This is a genomic window from Candidatus Dormiibacterota bacterium (assembly GCA_035532835.1).
Lineage (GTDB): Bacteria > Vulcanimicrobiota > Vulcanimicrobiia > Vulcanimicrobiales > Vulcanimicrobiaceae > DAHUXY01.
The window spans coordinates 1-17,423 of record DATKQG010000069.1 but is presented as its reverse complement, the minus strand read 5'-3'; the positions used below and the strand labels follow the sequence as shown (position 1 = coordinate 17,423).

Sequence of the window (17,423 nt, the reverse complement as noted above, 5' to 3'; positions counted from 1 at the left end):
TCGTCGAGAACGTTGCGCTGGCCCGTGCGTTGCGGCGCGACGCGCGCGTTGGGGACGCGATCCCGCACGCGCACTACGTCGCCGTTGCCGAAATCGTGGGCGCACTGTTGCGCTCCGGAGTTCTCGAATGACGCGCCTCCCCGTCTACGCATTCGCGGGCATCGTGCTGGCCATCGTGGCGATTCTGATCGTTCCGCTGCCGCCGTGGCTGCTCGACATCTTGCTCGCAATCAACATCTTCGGCTCGGCGCTCGTGCTGCTCTTGGCGGTGACGGTTGAGGAGCCGCTGCAATTCTCGGCGTTCGCGCCCGCATTGCTGCTGGCGACGTTGTTCCGGCTCTCGCTCGACGTTTCGGCCACGCGCTTGATTCTGACGCAGGGTGCGACGCCGGGGGCGGCCGGCTCGATCATCCCGGCCTTCGGCGACTTCGTCGTTCGTGGAAATCTCGTTGTCGGGCTGATCGTCTTTGCGATTTTGGTGACTATTCAGTTCGTCGTGATCGCGAGCGGGTCGCAACGTGTGGCCGAAGTAGCGGCGCGCTTTACGCTCGATGCGATGCCCGGAAAGCAGATGGCCATCGACGCCGACGTGCATGCCGGCGCGCTCGATGCCGACGGTGCGCGCCGCAAGCGCGCGGCCGTGCAGCGCGAAGCCGATTTTTACGGCGCGATGGACGGTGCCGGTAAATTCGTCAAAGGCGATGCGGTGGCGGCGCTGGTCATCGTGGCGTTGAATCTGCTTGGCGGCGTAGTCGTCGGCATCGCGTATCACGGCCTTTCACCCCTCGATGCGCTGAACACGTTTGCGCTACTCTCGATCGGCAATGCGCTGGTGACGACGCTACCGGCGTTCCTCATCTCCACGGCAATGGGCATGATGGTTACGCGCGTTGCGTCGGATGGTGCGCTCGGGGCCGATCTCGCAGCACAACTCTTCGCGCGTTCCGACGTGTTGCGTAGCGCCGGGGCGCTGCTGTTGTTGCTTTCATTCGTCCCGGCGTTGCCGCGCGGGGTGTTTCTCGTACTGGCGTTGGTTGCGTTTGGGCTGGCGCAGGGCGCCGCCCGTAGACGGCATCTCGCCGAGCGCGCGCAGGCCGCCGCCGGCGAGCGCGCGCGACGCCAGGCGATGCGCCGTCCCGAGTTGGCGCTCGGATTGGTCGGCGTGGACGCGCTCTCGATCGATATCGGCGCCGATCTCGCGGCACTGCTTGCGCCGCCGCTCGCGGACGCGCTGCTGGATCGCGTCGGCGAGGTGCGTCGCGCATTGGCTAGCGAGATCGGCATCGTGCTGCCGGGGGTGCGCTTGCGCGACGATCTCGCGCGCGACCCGCGGACGTATGCGATTCGCGTGCGCGATCGCGTTGTGGGCGAAGGTGTGCTCGATCTCGATCGCCTGCTGGCCGTAGCCGACGCGCAGCTGCTGGAGCGCTTGGGCGCCACGGTGCTTGCCGAGCCCGTCTACGGCCTGCCCGGTGCGTGGATCGCGCAGTCCGAGCGCGAACGCGCGATCGACGTGGGCGCCCTGGTGTTCGACCCGATTTCCGTCATCGGCTCGCACCTGGCCGAAACGGCGCGCCGTTTCGCCTCCGAGCTGGTCGGCCGCCAAGAATTGCAAACGCTGCTCGAGCATCTGCGCACCACGCACCCCGCGGCGGTAAAAGACATCGGCGGCGAGGCGCTGCCGTTGGGTACCGTCCATCGAGCGGTCGGCATGCTCTTATCCGAGAGCGCGTGGCCGCGCGACCCGCTGGCGGTATTCGAAGCGATGTTGGAAAGCGGCGAGCGAGAGCCTCGCGAGCTCGCGGAGGCGGCTCGCCGAGCCATCCTCCCCGATCTACTGCGCCGTCGAGGCATCGATCGGCTCGAACCCTTGGTGCTGGACCCGGAATGCGAACGGGAACTGATCGTCGATTGGCTTGGCCGCGACGGGGAGCGGGCGATCGATCCGCAGCGAGTGCTCGGCCTGCGCGAGCGGATTGAGGCCTATGCCGGAGTCGTCGCACGCGAGCGGGCGGCCCTCCTCTGCGGCGCGACCCTGCGGGCCACTCTTGCCGGCATCCTCGCTCGCTCCGGCCTGCGCATCGAGGTACTGAGCTACGCCGAGCTCCCGCCGGAGCTGCCGGTCACCCCCCACGCGATCGTCGCCGTGTAGGAGGCTACGGATGGTTGCCTGGCGTGTTTGCAGTTGGTTCCGGGAGGGGTGGTGAACGTACAGGGGCGCTCGCAGGCCCGTTTGACGGGACCCTGTGTGCGTTGATACACTTCTAAGGTTTGACGCCCCGGCACACCATGCCGTGGCGCTCCCTTTTCTAGAGACGTCGATGAGCTGGAATACATTCAAACCGTTTTTTAAAGCGTTCGTGGTCATCGCCATCGTAGGCGGTTCGCTGTGGCTTGCGCTTCCTATACAGAGCAAGATTCATCTAGGCCTGGATTTGCAAGGCGGTTCGCGCCTCTTGCTCCAGCTCTACCCGACCCAATCCGTGCCGACGATTACGTCGCAGATTCAGGAGCAGACGGTCGAGGTGATCGACCGGCGCATCAATGGATTGGGCGTTACCGAGCCGCAGATCAGCAAGATCGGCGTCAATCGCATCTTGGTCGAGCTGCCGAACGTGTCTAACCCGGACCAGGCGGAGAAACTGCTCAAACAGGCTGCGGTCCTCGATTTCAAGATCGTGCCGCCCGATGTGGTGCAGAAGGCCGAAGCCGCGCTCGCCGAATTGAAGGTTCCGAACCTTCCGGCCAAGCAGCGCGCCGCCGCCGAGAAGTACGTCAATCAAACGGCGTACGATGCGAGCGGGCCGGTCGTGTATTCCGGCAAGGATCTCAAAGCCGCGCAATCCGGCTATAACCAGACCGGCGGCTCGCCGCTGGTGCTCTTTCAGACGAAAGATCCCAAAAAATTCTTGGAGATGACGCAGAAAAATCTGCAGAAGAACATGGGCATCTTCCTGGACCATCGCTACGTTTCGGCACCGACGATCAACGGCGTCATCTCGGATAGCGGCGAGATCTCCGGTAATTTCACGCAACAGGACACGATCACGCTCGCGAACGAGCTTAACGCGGGCGCGCTTCCGGCGACGATTCGCATCATCGAAAAAGAAACGATCGGCCCGACGCTTGGAAAGATCGACCTGATGCAGTCGCTCTACGCCTCGATGTTCGGCCTCGCGCTCGTGCTCATCTTCATGGTGGTCGTCTATCGACTGCCGGGATTGCTGGCAGACGCCGCGCTGGTCATTTACGTTCTCGCGATGATGGGCGTGCTCTCCGCATCGCACGCAACGCTGACGCTGCCGGGTATCGCGGGCTTCGTGCTCTCGATCGGTATGGCGGTCGATGCGAACGTCCTGATCTTCGAGCGCATCAAAGAAGAGTTATGGAACGGCAAAACGATGCGCGCCGCGGTGCGCATCGGCTTTGCGCGCGCCTTCTCGGCGGTTTTCGATAGCCATTTCACCACGATCGTCGGCGCGGGCGTGCTGTTCATGCTCGGCACCGGCACGGTCAAGGGCTTCGCGTTCACCCTCTTTTGGGGAACGGTGATCTCGCTCTTCACCGCCGTCTTCATCACCCGCTTCTTCGTCGACGTGATGGTCGATAACGACATCCTGGCTTCGCCGGAACTCTATGGCGTCAAGCGTGAAGACATCGGCGTCCTTGCGAAGACGGGGGCATAGGAAGAGATGTTTTTCCGTAAACTCAACTGGAATATCGTCGGCTGGTTCAAGATCGTCTCGACGATCTCGTACCTCATCATCGCCCTGGGCATCGGGTCGATGGTCTTCCACGGCTTCCAAGGCGGCCAGGGTTTCCAGCCCTCGCAGATGCTGCGATTGGGCCTCTCGTTCACCGGCGGCACCGACATCACGGTGGCGTTCAAGGCGCCGACGACGTTGGCCGCAGTCAAGACGGCGGTCGCCCCGCTCAGCTTGAAGGACGAGCGCATCACGACGCTCGGCACCGCGAGCACGCAATTCGATATCACGACCCAGACGTCGTTCGCGAATAACTCCGTACCCTTGTTCGATGCGCTCGGCAAGGCCGGCACGATCGATCGCGCGTCCTCGAAAATCACCGCCATCGGGCCGACGCTCGGTAGCGAGTACCTGCGCAACGCGCTGCTCGCGCTCGTCATCGCGCTGGGCATCCAGTTCCTCTACATCGCGTTCCGCTTCGGGTGGAACTACATCTTCGGTTTGGTCACTGTGATCGCGCTCGTTCGCGACGCGGCGATGATGATCGGCATCTACGCGCTGGCGAATAAACCGGCCGACGATGCCTTCCTCGCGGCGGTGCTAACCGTTATCGGTTACTCCGTCATGGATACGATCGTCATCTTGGACCGAATACGAGAAAACACCAAGCTGATGGCCGGGCAGCCGTACGACGTGATCGTCAACGAATCGATCAAGCAGACGATGACGCGCTCGTTCAACACGCTCGCGACCGTCGTCATTACGCTCGTGGCGCTGTTGGCGCTGGGCGGCGCGAGTTTGAAGAACTTCGCGTTCGCGCTGCTCGTCGGCATCTGCTCGGGCGGCTATCACTCGATCTTCTTCTCTGCGCCCCTCGTACTGCAGTTCCGTAAGCGCCAGCTTGCGAAGGCGGCCGAGCGCCGTCGCGCCGGCTTAGCCGACGCACGCGGCACCGGCGCCCGCGGGAAGGCCGAGGCGGCCGCGCTCGCCAGCAGCAGCGGCGTACCGCGCGAGGACATCGTCGCCGCCCGTCGCGAGCGACGCTCCAAGCAGAAGAGCCCGCGGCAGACGACGCAGGCGGCTCCGATTCGCTACAAGCGCAAACGGGCCGATGGAACCACGATCGTCGAAGACGACGTCGAAACGGCCGGTATGCTGGAATACGACGAGACGCACGAATCGGAATCGATCGAGGGTGTCGACCCGCTCGACGCGCAGAATTTCGGGCTGCACGATGCCGCCTTCGACCAAGGGCACGAAGAGATTACGCTCAATCTCGAAGGCTTCGAACCGGAGCCGGGCACCGATCACGAGCACACCGAAAAGTAAATCGACGCTGCCGCCTCCGACCCCGTCGGAGGCGGCATTCGAGCGCGCGCTGGCCAACTCGAACGACCCGTTGGGGTCGTTTCTCGACGCGACGTTTGCGAAGGCGCACGAGTATATCGACGATCGCTTTGCCTCGATTGCGGGCGCATCGTCGTTCTTCACCAAAATCGTGGGCGTCTCGTTCGAGGGACGCCAAGATCATCTCCACGGTTTGGAAGAGGGCTTCGCGCTGGAGCTACGGCGTCAACCCGATAATCCCAAAGATCCGAATGCTATCGCGGTTCACTATGGAGCCGTGCAGCTGGGGTTCGTCCGCGCGGGGATCGCGAAGCATCTTGCGCCGCAGATCGATGGCGGAGTGCGCTATCGCGCGCGCATTGCCTCGCTTACCGGCACGCAGGCGGCCCCCGGCGGCGAGCGCTTCCGGGGCGTCAACATCGAGGTATCGCGCGACGCGCTGGCGACGCTCGAGCGACGTGCGGAAGGCGACCGATCGCGCGAGGCGTGGGACGGCGACGCGCGCCGCATCCGCGCAGCGCTGATCGGCGACTCCGAGCCGCACGAAGCGCAGCGCGCCGTGTTGGAACGGGTCGAAGCGGGGCGCAACACGCTCGCCGTTCTCGGGACCGGGCGTGGGAAATCGTTCTGCTTTCAATACCCGGCCGCGCTGCGCGCGCTGACCGGAGGCGAAAAAACGCTGGTCATCTATCCGCTTCGTGCTCTGGCGAACGATCAATATGAAGCGATGATCCGCCGCCTCGATGCGCTCGGCTTACGGATTCATCGCGCCAACGGTTCGATCTCGGCGGAAGAACGCGAAGATCTCTTTGCGGCGCTGGAAGCCGGAGCCTGGGACATCATCTTGGCCACGCCGGAGTTCCTCGAATACCATCGCACGTCGTTTACGGGAGCGAGCAGCCCGTCGTTCGTCGTCGTCGACGAGGCGCACCATCTCTACGAGTCCAAACACCGCGCGGCGTACGGCAAACTCGGACGCACGATCGCCAGCCTCGGCAACCCGCAAATTCTCGCCCTGACGGCAACGGCCGCGGACGATGCGTTCGCACACATCGTCCGCGAGCTGCGGATCGACGCGTGGGTGATCGACCCTACGGTGCGAGAGAATCTGCACGTCGTCGACGCGCGCGGCACCAAGGATAAGGCGCAGTACCTCAAAGATCTCGTGGCGGACGGCCACAAAGCGATCGTGTATTGTAATTCTCGTAAAGAGGCTACCAGCGTAGCGGAGGCGCTCCGCAAGCACTATCCCAACGCCGTCATGTTCTATCATGCGGGTATGCCGTCGCACGAACGCACCGAGGTGGAACGCTATTTTAGGGAGGGCGCGCTACGCATCGTCGTTGCGACCTCGGCGTTCGGCGAAGGGATCGATCTCCCCGATGTGCGCGACGTGGTGCTCTACCACCTCAACTTCGATTTTACCGAATTCAATCAGCAAGCCGGCCGCGCCGGTCGCGATGGGGCCGACGCGCAGATCCATCTGCTATTCGGCGAGAAAGATCGCTCCATCAACGACTTTATCATCGACCGGGAAGCGCCGACGCTCGGCGTGCTGCGCGAGTTATATCGTGGCATCAGAGGGCTGGCGCGCGACGGGGTCGTGCGGATGAGCTACGTGGATATCGCTCGCACGCTCGATATCGCTAAGGCAAACGAACGCACCGTGTCGCGTGCGGTGGCGATCTTTTCGGACGAAGGCCTGGTGCGGGTGGGCGAGGACGACGACGGCCGCTATATCGCGTTTTTACCGGCCGTCGGTAAAACCGACCTCACCGCGAACGAACGCTTTGCCGAAGGCGAAGCCGAGCGCGAAAGCTTTCAACGTTTCTGCGAACTCGTACTGAGCGCGAAAGAAGATGCGCTCGAGCGGGTGATTAACCGCCCGATCTATCCGCAGCGCGTGGAACTCCTGAAACCCGCCGATTAGGAGCGCCGCAGGCCCTCGAGGAGGAGGGCGATCATGGCCTCGGCGCGGCGGTCGAAATCCCCGCCGTCGCGGGCAAGCGAACTGATGACTCGCATCGATGCGATCAACGATTGCGCGATCGAGCGTGAGCTCAGACGCTGGCTCGTGCGCTGCAGCTCGCCGCAGGCGATGCCGCGTTCGACGAGGTCGGCAACGGCAAGTTCGACGCGGCGATTCAGCCGCTTGAAGATATCGGCCGCAAGGGTATCGCGCGAATCGACGAGCTCGCTTCCGAACGGAGCCGTCGCAACCACGCGATAGAGAAAACCGAATTTCGTGCGCAGCGCCGTAGTGATGCGCTGCGCGTACGGGGCATCGAGCAGTGCCGCGTCGCGAACTTGAGCCATCAGGTAGTCGCAGACGTATTCGCATAGATCGCGGAACAGCGCTTCTTTGCTCTCGAAGTAAAGGTACAGCGTGCCTTTCCCGAGCCCAGCATGATGGGCGATGTCTTCCATCGATGTGCCGCGGTAACCGTGTTGGGAGAACAGACGCAGCGCCACGTCAAGAATCGCGCGCTCCTTGGGCGCGGGGATATGCTGGAGGCCGTCGAGGACCGGCGCGAGGATCACGGCGCGGCCGTGCCGTCGCCGCAGAGCATCGTTGCCAGGCCGATCAGCGCGTTTGCCTGCTTGCCGAAGGAACCGAAGCGCTCGTCGTGCGTTTGGCCGCGTTCGAAGCGTTTGAAAATCTGCTGCAGAATCGCCGCAAAGCGAAAGATGTTGAAGATGTAGTACCACTGCAGGTGGGCCAAATCGAAGCCGGTGCGGTGCGCGTAGCGTTCGGCCGCTTCGCGGCGGGTTGGAAAGCCCGGTCGCCACGTGGGCATCGCGCCGACGCGCGCGGCCGGCGGGTCGGAGGCCTGCGGCCAGAGCGCCAACATGTAGCCAACGTCCATCAGCGGGTCGCCGAGGGTGCACATATCCCAATCCAGCAACGCGACGATTCGCGAAGGGTCGCCGGGATCGAGCAGCATGTTGTCGAGTTTGTAGTCGTTGTGAACGAGCGCGACCGCGGGTGACGGCGGTAGCGATCGCTCGAGCCAGGCGAGCAGCGCGGCCGCATCGATCGAACCCTCCGTGCGTGCGGCGTGCCATCGTTCGATCCAGCCGGAGAGTTGGCGTTCGAGAAATCCATGCGGTCGCCCGAGATCCCTCAGCCCGACGTTCTGAGGATCGACGCGGTGCAGCGATGCGAGCGTATCCACGAGCATCTCGCCGATACGTCGCGCCAACGCTGCGTCGTCGCGAACGTTTTCGGGAAGATCGCGCCGGATCGCGATACCGAATTTACGCTCCTCGACGACAAAATCGCTCCCGACGATCGCGTGATCGGTACAGAGTGCGAACGCCCTCGGAGCTAACGGAAAGTCACGGTAGAGATTGCTCAGAACTTTGTATTCGCGCTTCATATCGTGCGCGTGCGGCGGGAGTGGGCCGAGCGGCGGACGACGCAAAACGTACTCGTAGTCGCCGAAACGCACGAGATAGGTGAGGTTCGCATGGCCGCCGCCGAACTGTGCGAGTTGGAACGCTCCATCGGTCACCGGAAGATGCCGGCGCAGATATGGCTCGAGCGCGGAGACGTCGAGCGACTCTTCGGCGCGGACGGGGATCACTTCCGGATCGCCGGCGTGCATGTTACGCGGTCCTCATGGCGGCGCGCAGATGGGCGATGTCGTTGAGGCCGATCAGCAATCGGCGCCCGTTGTTGAACCGAACGGCGGAGAGCGACGTGTTGCCGGCCGGAAAGAAGAAATCGTGCCGGAGCTCCAGCAGATCGGCGAGGTAGGCGTTGATCGCGCCGGCGTGGCTCACCACGACCACGCGTTCGCCGGGATGGCGACCGACGATGTCGGCGACGGCCGCCCGCATACGCGAGCGTACCTCTTCCGAAGGCTCGGTCCCGGGAATGCTGCCCCAACCGCCGTCGCGCAGCGCGATCTGCGCCAAGCGGTCGAGGCGTTCGCGTACGGCGGCCGCCAACGCCGCATCGCGCACTTCGAGCGGGCGATCGAATTCGCCGATGTGCACTTCGCGCAAGCGTTCGTCGGTGGTAAAGGCGGACGGGGCCGCGTGCTCGATGTAGCGCGCCGTTTCGAGCGCTCGTCTCGCGGGGCTCGCGACGATTGCGGCGATGCGCTCCGTGGCTAATCGCTCGGCCAGCGCGGCGGCCTGAAGGCGCCCCACCGCGCTGAGCGGCGCGTCGCGATAGGTCGCATCGATATCCGCGTCGCCGTCCTGTGGTTTGGCGTCGGCGTGGCGCACGAAGCAGAGTTCGGTTGCGCCTCCCTCCAGCGAAAACTCATACATGCGCGGGATCGTACTTTGCCAGTTCCGCTTTTGCAATCGCGACCAGATGCACTTCGTCCGGGCCGTCGGCGATGCGCAGCGAGCGTGCCGCGATCCAGGCATGGGAGAGGCCGGTGTCGTCGAGAAGTCCCTCGGCGCCGAAGGCCTGGATCGCGCGGTCGATCACGCGCTGCGCGGCGTTCGGTGCGACGACCTTGGCCATCGCGATCGCGGTCGCCGCGCGTTTGTTGCCTTCGCGATCCAAACGGTCGGCCGCATCGTAGGTGAGCAATCGCGCCTGGTCGATATCGATACGCGAGCGCGCGATCCACTCTCGCACGACGCCTTGCTCCGCCAGCGTCTTCCCGAAAGCGACGCGCGAACGTACGCGGCGCACCATCATCGCGAGGACGCGTTCGCTCATGCCGAGCAGACGCAGGCAATGATGCAGGCGGCCCGGCCCTAGACGCCCCTGAGCGATTTCGAAACCGCGGCCTTCGCCCAAGATCACGTTCTCTAGTGGAACGCGCACGTTGTCGAACGCGATTTCGCAGTGGCCGAAGGGTGCGTCGTCATAGCCGAAGATGGAGAGGTGGCGCACGATGCGCACGCCCGGCGTGCCGATCGGGACCAGCACCATCGATTGCTGCAAGTATTTGGGCGCTTGCGGATCGGACTTGCCCATGTAGATCAAGACTTTGCATGCCGGATGCATCGCGCCGGTCGTCCACCACTTGAGGCCGTCGAGCACGTACGTATCGCCGTCACGGCGAATCGACGCCCGCACGTTCGTCGCATCCGAAGAGGCGACGTCGGGCTCGGTCATGGAGAATCCGGAGCGAATCTCGCCGCTGAGTAACGGCACCAGCCAGCGCTCGCGTTGCTCGGGAGAACCGTACCGCGCGAGCACCTCCATATTTCCGGTGTCCGGTGCGTTGCAATTGAAGACCTCGGGCGCAATCGGCGAGCTTCCCATCAATTCGCAGAGCGGCGCGTATTGGCGGTTGGTCAGGCCCGCGCCGTATTCAGGTTCGGGAAGGAACAGGTTCCATAGACCGTTCCTGCGCGCCAAGTCTTTGAGGCGTTCCATGACGGGCGGTTGTTGCCAAGGCGAGGCTCCCGAAGCGAGTTGGGACGCGTAGATTGCTTCGCTCGGGTAAACGTGTTCGTCCATGAAGGAACGCAGTCGGGCGAGATCGGCGGCAGCAGCCATCGGGCACCATCCTCAAAAACTGACCGAAACAGAGAAAACGGTCATTTGCTGCTCTCCACCCCGAACCTGCGTCCATGCAGGCGTTCGGCCGGCCGAACGAGGAATGCGCGAGGATGAAAATGCGTCGGCCGGCGGCGGTGACGATTGCGATCCTGCGGGAATCGCCGCACGGCGTCATTTTTGTCGAGAGAGCGACGCATCTGCGCGATCATCCGGGGCAGATCGGCCTGCCGGGCGGTAGACTAGACGCTGCGGACCACGATCTCGAAGCGGCGGCCCTGCGCGAATTGCACGAAGAAGTCGGGATCGAAGCCAGTCGCGTTCAGATACTCGCAACGTTGCCGCTTATTCGCCAGCGTATCAATACGTTCGACGTGACGCCGTTCGTCGCGACAATCGAACCCGGTGCCTTGCGGATCGACTCGCGCGAAACGGCAGCGGTGTTCACCGTTCCGCTCGCAACGATCCTGGGGCCGTCCCTTCGTGAGGGCGAGGTGGAGTTTGGCGGCATCCGTGTCGCGAGCCCCGTGCTCGATCACGAAGGGCGCCGAATCTGGGGGCTGACCGCGCGAATCCTGCAGTCGTTCACCGGCGCCTGGGCGGCCGGCGACCTCCGCGCAACGATCGAACGCGCATTACGGTAGCCCTAGCGACTCGTGCTAGGCGATAACACGCGCGAGTTTGTCCTCGTCGGTAGCGGTGTAAAAGGCGTTCTTGGTTTCGCTGATCTTGGGAGCCCACGAGTCGATCTGCTTCGGCGTCACCGGAGCGTGGATCGTCGGCCCGGCCGCATCGGCGTAGCTCGAACCGTCGAACGGGCCGAAGCCGCGGCTTTCCTTATGCGCCATCACCAAGCTCCCCACCGCGGCCTTTGCGGCCCGCGCGTCGGAGCGAAGCGCGTCGCTCAAACGTCCGTCGGATGCAACCGCGGAGTACACCGCCATTGCCGGACGATCGGCGTGCCACGGCATATCGGGCGTTGCGCCGGAGAAACGGACCATGCCTTGGACCGACCGAACGTCGTCGCGTAGCGCGGCCCGCGCAGCGGGCGACGCGCCCGCTTCGTGCACAGCGGCATCGTTGAAGCCTTTGATCGCGCGTTCGGCGTTCGCGATCTTGGTTGGGTCGAGATTGAGTACGTCGAATGCCGCGGCCGGGCCGAAGCGCTCGAATGCGTCGCCATATTGCGCGTGCATAACGTCGTTCACGACGCCTTTGGCCATCGCGGACGGATCGCCGATATGCGAGGCGATGTCGTGCGCGACGCCGGTCGGTACGCCGGGTGAGAGCATCGTCTCCGGGCTCGCGGCGAGATACTTCACGCCCACGTGCGAGAGCGCGTCGGCGAAACCCATCGTTGCCATCAGGCATTGGTTCGCGACCACGCCGTCGACGTTACGCCCCGCGTCTTCGGGGTGCTCCTGCGCATGCAGCGCGACACCGTCGGCGATCGCGCGAGCCATGTCCGGCATGGCCATCACCTTGCCGTCGTGCGTCTCGAGGCCGCCGCCATCGCCGCCGCCGTGATCGACAAGATCGAGCCACGTCTGCTTCGCGCCGGATGCTTCGGCGTTGTCGAGCGTCTGCGCGACGAACCTCGCGAGGTTGTTCGGGTTAGACATGTTGCGGGCTTTACCTATAGATGGGTCGCCGATCTCACCATCCGCAATCGTGAACGCATCGGTGTGCATCTTGCCTTCAACGATATCGCCGTGCGAAGCGCGCAGACCGGTGGTATCTTGGATCGTGAACTCGATGTTCGGATCGCTTTGGCTCGTCTGTAGCGCCTGCGCGACCGCAAGGCTCTGGGAAGCGTCGAGATTGTTATCTCCGTCGCGATAAACGCCGAATTCGACGGCGCGCGGACGGGTGGGCGAAGCGGCGGTAACGTACATGGAGACCTCCAACAAAGAATCGTGTGGAGGCCTACTGCGACATCGAGGCTACGCGGCTAGGCCCATCCGCGCGGTATCGTCGGGCCCTAACCCATGGCGGCTTTGATGAAGCGGTCCGCTTCGTCGCTCCACGGGCGTTTGAAGCCCTCGGGGTGATGCTCGGTGTCGGTCCACATGCGGTTGAGGCCGCGAGCGATGCCCGGATCGCCTTGGGTAAAGGCCCCTACGAGCGTCTTCCAGCGCCCCGCCAGGTCCCGTCCACGTTGAGAGGACGGGCTCTCGCCGCTGCGTGCGGCTTCTTCCACGTCGGCGATGAGCGCGGCCCAATCGCGCTCGCCGCTTTCGACGATTTCGCGTGGCGTGCTTTCGCACATCTTGGCGAGTTTGGCGCGATCCTCATCGGTATAGTAACGTTCGGTCCAGCTCCAGTCCTGTTGCATTTTAAGTACCTCGATAACGGTGCGGAGCGTCTCCCAACGGTCGGCCGCCGCGCCGCTCTCGAACGCGCGTTGCGCACGATCGATAGCGGTGATGGCGATGCCGAGGTGTCGTTGCTGCTGCGCCATCATCCGGCGTTGCAGTTGCAGCGCCTCGAGCAATGGCAGCGTGCGTCCGGCGAGAAGCTCCTGGATGCGATCGAGTCCGAAACCGACGAAGCGAAGCGCGACGATATGTTCGAGGCGTTCGAGCTCTGCCGCCCCATAGAGCCGATAGCCGGCCGCCGTTCGTTGCGCCGGCGGCAGCAGCCCGATGCGATCGTACAGATGCAGCGCGCGCACGGTTACCCCCGCGAGTGCGGCAAAGGCTTTTGCGCGGTAGAGCGGTTCTTCGTTGAGATTCATTTCGGAACTCACAGTCCAGACGCTACGCTATGACGTTGGGTCAGGGTCAAGGCCTGCGCGCCGTTTTCGAGTGCCGATGTTTGGCACAGCGGGTATTCAAATGCTTTCGGCAGAGATGGGCATCCCCGTAGCGAAGAAGCGCTTGACCAATACCTTGTGGAGGGGTTCATGATTCGACGTTCCTTACGAGCGTTTCTCGCCCTTGCGTTTGCTTCATGCTTCGCTGCGCCCGCAATGGCGCAGGCGGCGGCCGGTGCGGCGCACGCTGCCGCGGGAAGCGCGCCAAAGCCGTATGCCGATTTCGTCAAAGGCGCGGCTGTTGAGAGCGGATTGATTCCGATCATTAAAAAAGACGGCAAGACTTATTTGAGCCTGAGCACCTCGCAGCTCGGCAAAGATTTCATCGAGACATCCGTGCCGTCGAGCGGCCTTGGCGGCTTCGGGCCGGCGCAGGGCGAGCCGTACGTTGCGCCCGCCCGCATCATCCACTTCGATCGCGTCGACGATACCGTGGTGTTGCGTTGGCCCAACACGTATACGATCACCAAACCCAATACGCCAGAGTCCACCGGCGTCGCGGCGTCGCTCCCGAAATCGGTGATCGCGGTGGTTCCGATCGTCGCAGAGAACGCCGATACCGTCGTCATCCCGGCGGCGCCGTTTCTCGGCGACGTCGCCGATTTGGCCGCGTCGTTCAACCAACTCGCCCATAACATGCCGGCGCACGGCTATCGCCTCGACCCGGCCCGTTCGTTCTTTTCAAAAGCGAAGGCCTTCCCGCTCAACGACGTGTTGCACGTCGATCAGACGTGGCAGTCCCTCGATCCGAACGCGATCGATAACGCGCCCGATCCTCGCAGCGTCGAAGTTAACATGACGTACAACCTAATCGCCGCCCCAAACGACGGATACGTTCCGCGCGTCGCGGATCCGCGAGTTGGGTATTTCTCGCAGCCGCTGATCGATTTTGCGAGCGATCGCGAATTGCAGCGTACCGTGAATTACATCACGCGCTGGAACTTTGGAAAACGCACCTCGGCGGCTCCGGTCCAGGCGGCGAACCCGATCGTCTTTTATCTCAGTAACGATATTCCGTTCCAATATCGCGATACGGTGAAGAAGGCGCTGCTCACCTGGAACGATGCCTTCAAACCGGTGGGCATCTTGAATGCGGTTGAAGTGCGTCAGCAACCCAACGATCCAAGCTGGGATCCGGAGGATCTGCGCCATAACATGATTCGCTGGATCGATACGAGTTCGCCTCAGTTTGGAGCGGAAGCGCTCTTGATCACCGATCCTCGTACCGGCGAAGAACTCAACATCGGCGTCAATTTCGATGCCATCGAGGGCCTCGGCGGACGCACCTACAAGTTCATCGTCGCGCCCGCGCGCGGCGTTCCCGATACCGCGGCGGGCGAGCACGCGTACGTCGAAAATTTCATTCGTTCGATCATCCTGCACGAATCCGGCCACGACCTCGGGCTGCAGCACAACTTCATCGGTTCGATGGCCTATACGGCGAAGGATCTCCAAAGCAAGTCCTTCACCAACGCGCACGGCGTCGCGAGCTCCGTGATGGAGTATAGCCCGCTGAACATTTGGCCGAAGGGAACGCCGCAGGGCGATTACGATCAACTGGTTCTCGGGCCGTACGACTACTATGCCGTGCACTACGGTTACGGCTACATCCCGGCCTCGGACACGCCCGCTCAGGAGCGAGCGACGCTCAAGCAATGGGCCTCGAAATGGTCCGACCCATCCTATCGCTTCGCGAGCGACGAGGATGCAGACGGCTTCGCCTCCGGCCACTCGGTCGATCCGCGCGTGGTAACCTTCGATCTCACGAATAAGCCGCTAGCGTGGTGCGGGACCCAGATGACGCTGATGCATTCGATCATGAACCGCGTCGCGCAGCGTTTTCCCAGCCGCGGGCGTGCCTTCGACGAAGCGCGCATGGCGTTCATGGCACCGATGGTTACCTACCTGCGCTGCGCGGCGATGCCGGCCCATACCATCGGCGGCGAGTACCTCTCGCGGTCCGACGCGGGCGATCCCGGCGCAACCGCGCCGCTCACGCCGGTTTCGCTGGCTGCCGAGCGCGCAGCCTGGAACATGCTCGATAACGGGCTCTTCGCGGATGCGCCGTGGCGCTTCAACCGCGACGTCCTCGACCGCCTGACCTATTCGGAGTACAGCTCGCTTTCCACCCAGGGCACGTGGGCCTACGACCCCACCCCGCGGCATGACGTGCCGGTGGTGGCGATCGTAGGTGCCGCGCAGAATGCGGCCCTCAACGAACTGTTCTCGCCCTTGCGGCTGGCGCGCATCGACGATCTCGGGACGAAATATGCCCCGGGCAAGACGATGACGCTCGCCGATCTCTTCGACTGGGCGCGCAACGGCATCTTCGGGAGCATCTCGAGCGGCCACGCCGCAGCCGATGGCCCCGTGCGCCGCAATCTGCAGGTGGCCTTCGCAAAGCGGCTTGCGGATATGTGGACCGCTCCGAAGCCGGGCACCCCGGCCGATGCGCAGGCCCTCGCGCGTCTGCAACTGGTAGACCTGCGCCACGCTGCCGCCGTCGCGTTGCAGCGCGGACATGTGGACGAACTCACCCAAGCGCATCTCGCGCAATTGCAGGCGATCGCCCAGCAAGCACTCGATGCGAAAGCGACGATCGCCGCACCGGCGGCCGTTGCTCCCGGTATTCCATAACGGTCGTTCGAACGGAACGATGATGCCTGGGGCCGCTCGGAAGAGCGGCCCTTTTTTGCGCAATCTTTAGGTATTTCGGACTAAACATTTACATAAATGCACGTTGCGGGCGTCATTTTTTCCGAGTCTTTACACAAAACGGGACTTTACGACTGGCACGTTCTCTTGATTGCTGTGCGGCGCGAGCTATACTGAGGTCCCCTGGTGTGACGGGGCTTGGGTTGTGGGATCGACGGGCAATGCTGCGTTTATGCGTGGCTGAGCTTGCTATTGTGTGCTGGAGGCATCTCGTGGAATATTCAAAGCAACTTCGTATCGCTATCGTCGCTCTACTCTTTACGCTGTCGGCGTGCGGTGGCGGTTCGCAAGTCGCCGGCTCGAACGGCCTTACGCCCGCCGCACCGCGTTCGCTCACGCCCAAGGATACGCTGGGCGGCATCCCAACGTCGTCGATTGGAATTCTGTTGACCGACGCGCCGCCGCGCATCGGGAACTTGTCGCCCTCGGCGATCAACATCGGCATCGATAGCGTCGCGGTGATCTCGGGCGGGGTGAAGACGACCCTAGCCTCCTACCCGACGCCGTACGTGGTGAACGTGTTGGCGGCGCAAACCGATCCGTCCTCAATTGGGATCGGCAGCGTGTTCAACGGGTTCTACCAACAACTGCAGTTCGTCGTCGACGTGAAATCCAGCGGCGTGGTCGCAAACAACGTCACGTACCCGCTCGACTTCCTCACCAATGCCGAAACGCAGAGTACGGTCGGCGCGGGAAGCACGACGCAGACGACGTCGGTATCGCCCGGTACGGTGGCGATGACCATTACGGCGCCGTTCACGGTTGGCGACAATCCCGCCGAAGACGTGATCGCCGATTTCAACGCGCTCGAATCAATCGCGCAGCAGAGCGACGGGTCGCTCGTGGTTCGTCCGACGCTCTTTGCGGTGCCGACCGTCGAGGCCGGCAAGATTGCCGGAACCGTGCTCAGCCCATCGGGAACGCCCGTGTACGGCGCCACGGTGGTAGCGTTTGACTCGAATGGCAACGTCGCCAATACGGTCGATACCGACACCGACGGCACCTTTACGATGCACACCATCATCGGCGGCACGTATCACGTGATCGTCTTCAACAACTACACGACCGCAAGCGGACAGCAATTGTCTGCAAGCGGCCAGAGCTCAACGGAGTGGATGGTGAACGGTCCGACGGTCAACGTCACCGCCGGAGCAACAACGCAAGCCGGAACGATCCAGGACTAAGCGAGTTCAGATCGTGCATCAAGATCGGCTGGAGCTGGCACGGGGGTGCATTCGAGAGGCGCAGTACGACCGCGCGCTCGAGCTGCTCGCGTCGTGCGAAGAGTGGCCGTCGCCGTTCGACGAACAGGGCGTGCTGGCGCGCGTCGACGTGCTCACGCGCCGCGATCCGGTGCTGGCGTTGGAGA

At 63.5% G+C, this 17,423-nt stretch carries 14 protein-coding genes; 8 read left to right on the top strand and 6 right to left on the bottom strand.

What is annotated here, in order from left to right; translation table 11 throughout:
* The 5 genes from VMW12_08760 to VMW12_08740 all read left to right on the top strand — a co-directional run.
* Positions 1 to 131: EscU/YscU/HrcU family type III secretion system export apparatus switch protein (locus VMW12_08760; protein HUZ49815.1), on the top strand; the 131-nt coding region annotated here is incomplete at its 5' end.
* A complete protein-coding gene (locus tag VMW12_08755; GenBank protein ID HUZ49814.1) occupies positions 128 to 2,152 on the top strand; it encodes a flagellar biosynthesis protein FlhA in 2,025 nt (674 codons plus the stop codon). The genes VMW12_08760 and VMW12_08755, both read left to right, overlap by 4 nt.
* A gap of 169 nt (positions 2,153 to 2,321) precedes the next feature.
* A complete protein-coding gene (gene secD / locus VMW12_08750) occupies positions 2,322 to 3,686 on the top strand; it encodes a protein translocase subunit SecD (protein HUZ49813.1) in 1,365 nt (454 codons plus the stop codon).
* A gap of 6 nt (positions 3,687 to 3,692) precedes the next feature.
* Positions 3,693 to 5,033: a protein translocase subunit SecF gene (secF, locus tag VMW12_08745; protein HUZ49812.1), complete on the top strand. Its 1,341-nt coding sequence runs from the start codon at positions 3,693 to 3,695 to the stop codon at positions 5,031 to 5,033.
* 70 nt (positions 5,034 to 5,103) lie between these two features.
* Positions 5,104 to 6,981 (top strand): helicase-related protein, encoded by a 1,878-nt coding sequence (locus VMW12_08740; GenBank protein HUZ49811.1) that lies wholly within the window; start codon positions 5,104 to 5,106, stop codon positions 6,979 to 6,981.
* Here VMW12_08740 and VMW12_08735 read toward each other — a convergent pair.
* Genes VMW12_08735 through VMW12_08720 form a run of 4 tightly spaced genes read right to left on the bottom strand, consistent with a single transcriptional unit; the run spans position 6,978 to position 10,524 of the window.
* Positions 6,978 to 7,592 carry a helix-turn-helix domain-containing protein gene (locus VMW12_08735; GenBank protein ID HUZ49810.1) on the bottom strand — a complete coding sequence of 205 codons (615 nt, stop codon included), beginning with the start codon at positions 7,590 to 7,592 and terminating at the stop codon, positions 6,978 to 6,980. The genes VMW12_08740 and VMW12_08735 overlap by 4 nt on opposite strands.
* Positions 7,589 to 8,659: a phosphotransferase family protein gene (locus tag VMW12_08730; protein ID HUZ49809.1), complete on the bottom strand. Its 1,071-nt coding sequence runs from the start codon at positions 8,657 to 8,659 to the stop codon at positions 7,589 to 7,591. The genes VMW12_08735 and VMW12_08730 overlap by 4 nt, the downstream gene beginning before the upstream one ends.
* Position 8,660: 1 nt before the next feature.
* Entirely contained in the window at positions 8,661 to 9,332 is a 672-nt protein-coding gene (locus VMW12_08725; GenBank protein ID HUZ49808.1) for a histidine phosphatase family protein, read from the bottom strand.
* Entirely contained in the window at positions 9,325 to 10,524 is a 1,200-nt protein-coding gene (locus VMW12_08720) for an acyl-CoA dehydrogenase family protein (GenBank protein ID HUZ49807.1), read from the bottom strand. Before VMW12_08720 ends, VMW12_08725 begins: the two co-directional genes overlap by 8 nt.
* A 113-nt stretch (positions 10,525 to 10,637) precedes the next feature.
* Between VMW12_08720 and VMW12_08715 the strand changes: the two genes are divergently transcribed.
* Positions 10,638 to 11,168, top strand: a complete 531-nt coding sequence (locus tag VMW12_08715) for a CoA pyrophosphatase (protein ID HUZ49806.1) — start codon at positions 10,638 to 10,640, stop codon at positions 11,166 to 11,168.
* Positions 11,169 to 11,183: 15 nt separating this feature from the next.
* On the opposite strand, the gene VMW12_08710 is transcribed toward VMW12_08715, so the two are convergent.
* Positions 11,184 to 12,419 (bottom strand): hypothetical protein, encoded by a 1,236-nt coding sequence (locus tag VMW12_08710; GenBank protein HUZ49805.1) that lies wholly within the window; start codon positions 12,417 to 12,419, stop codon positions 11,184 to 11,186.
* 86 nt (positions 12,420 to 12,505) lie between these two features.
* On the bottom strand, positions 12,506 to 13,273 hold the full coding sequence (locus VMW12_08705; protein ID HUZ49804.1) for a MerR family transcriptional regulator: 768 nt from the start codon (positions 13,271 to 13,273) through the stop codon (positions 12,506 to 12,508).
* A gap of 156 nt (positions 13,274 to 13,429) precedes the next feature.
* Between VMW12_08705 and VMW12_08700 the strand changes: the two genes are divergently transcribed.
* Both VMW12_08700 and VMW12_08695 read left to right on the top strand, forming a co-directional pair.
* Positions 13,430 to 15,976, top strand: a complete 2,547-nt coding sequence (locus VMW12_08700; protein HUZ49803.1) for a zinc-dependent metalloprotease — start codon at positions 13,430 to 13,432, stop codon at positions 15,974 to 15,976.
* 290 nt (positions 15,977 to 16,266) lie between these two features.
* The gene (locus tag VMW12_08695) at positions 16,267 to 17,238 is read left to right on the top strand and encodes a carboxypeptidase regulatory-like domain-containing protein (protein HUZ49802.1); all 972 of its coding nucleotides are present in this window, start codon (positions 16,267 to 16,269) and stop codon (positions 17,236 to 17,238) included.
* The last annotated feature ends 185 nt before the right edge of the window (positions 17,239 to 17,423 follow it).

Bases quoted from the DNA above. Each gene is read 5' to 3' on its own strand.
- secD (HUZ49813.1), top strand. From the start codon at position 2,322: ATGAGCTGGAATACATTCAAACCGTTTTTTAAAGCGTTCGTGGTCATC.
- secF (HUZ49812.1), top strand. From the start codon at position 3,693: ATGTTTTTCCGTAAACTCAACTGGAATATCGTCGGCTGGTTCAAGATC.
- VMW12_08720 (HUZ49807.1), bottom strand. From the start codon at position 10,524: ATGGCTGCTGCCGCCGATCTCGCCCGACTGCGTTCCTTCATGGACGAA.
- VMW12_08715 (HUZ49806.1), top strand. From the start codon at position 10,638: ATGAAAATGCGTCGGCCGGCGGCGGTGACGATTGCGATCCTGCGGGAA.
- VMW12_08730 (HUZ49809.1), bottom strand. From the start codon at position 8,659: ATGCACGCCGGCGATCCGGAAGTGATCCCCGTCCGCGCCGAAGAGTCG.
- VMW12_08700 (HUZ49803.1), top strand. From the start codon at position 13,430: ATGATTCGACGTTCCTTACGAGCGTTTCTCGCCCTTGCGTTTGCTTCA.
- VMW12_08710 (HUZ49805.1), bottom strand. From the start codon at position 12,419: ATGTACGTTACCGCCGCTTCGCCCACCCGTCCGCGCGCCGTCGAATTC.
- VMW12_08755 (HUZ49814.1), top strand. From the start codon at position 128: ATGACGCGCCTCCCCGTCTACGCATTCGCGGGCATCGTGCTGGCCATC.
- VMW12_08725 (HUZ49808.1), bottom strand. From the start codon at position 9,332: ATGTATGAGTTTTCGCTGGAGGGAGGCGCAACCGAACTCTGCTTCGTG.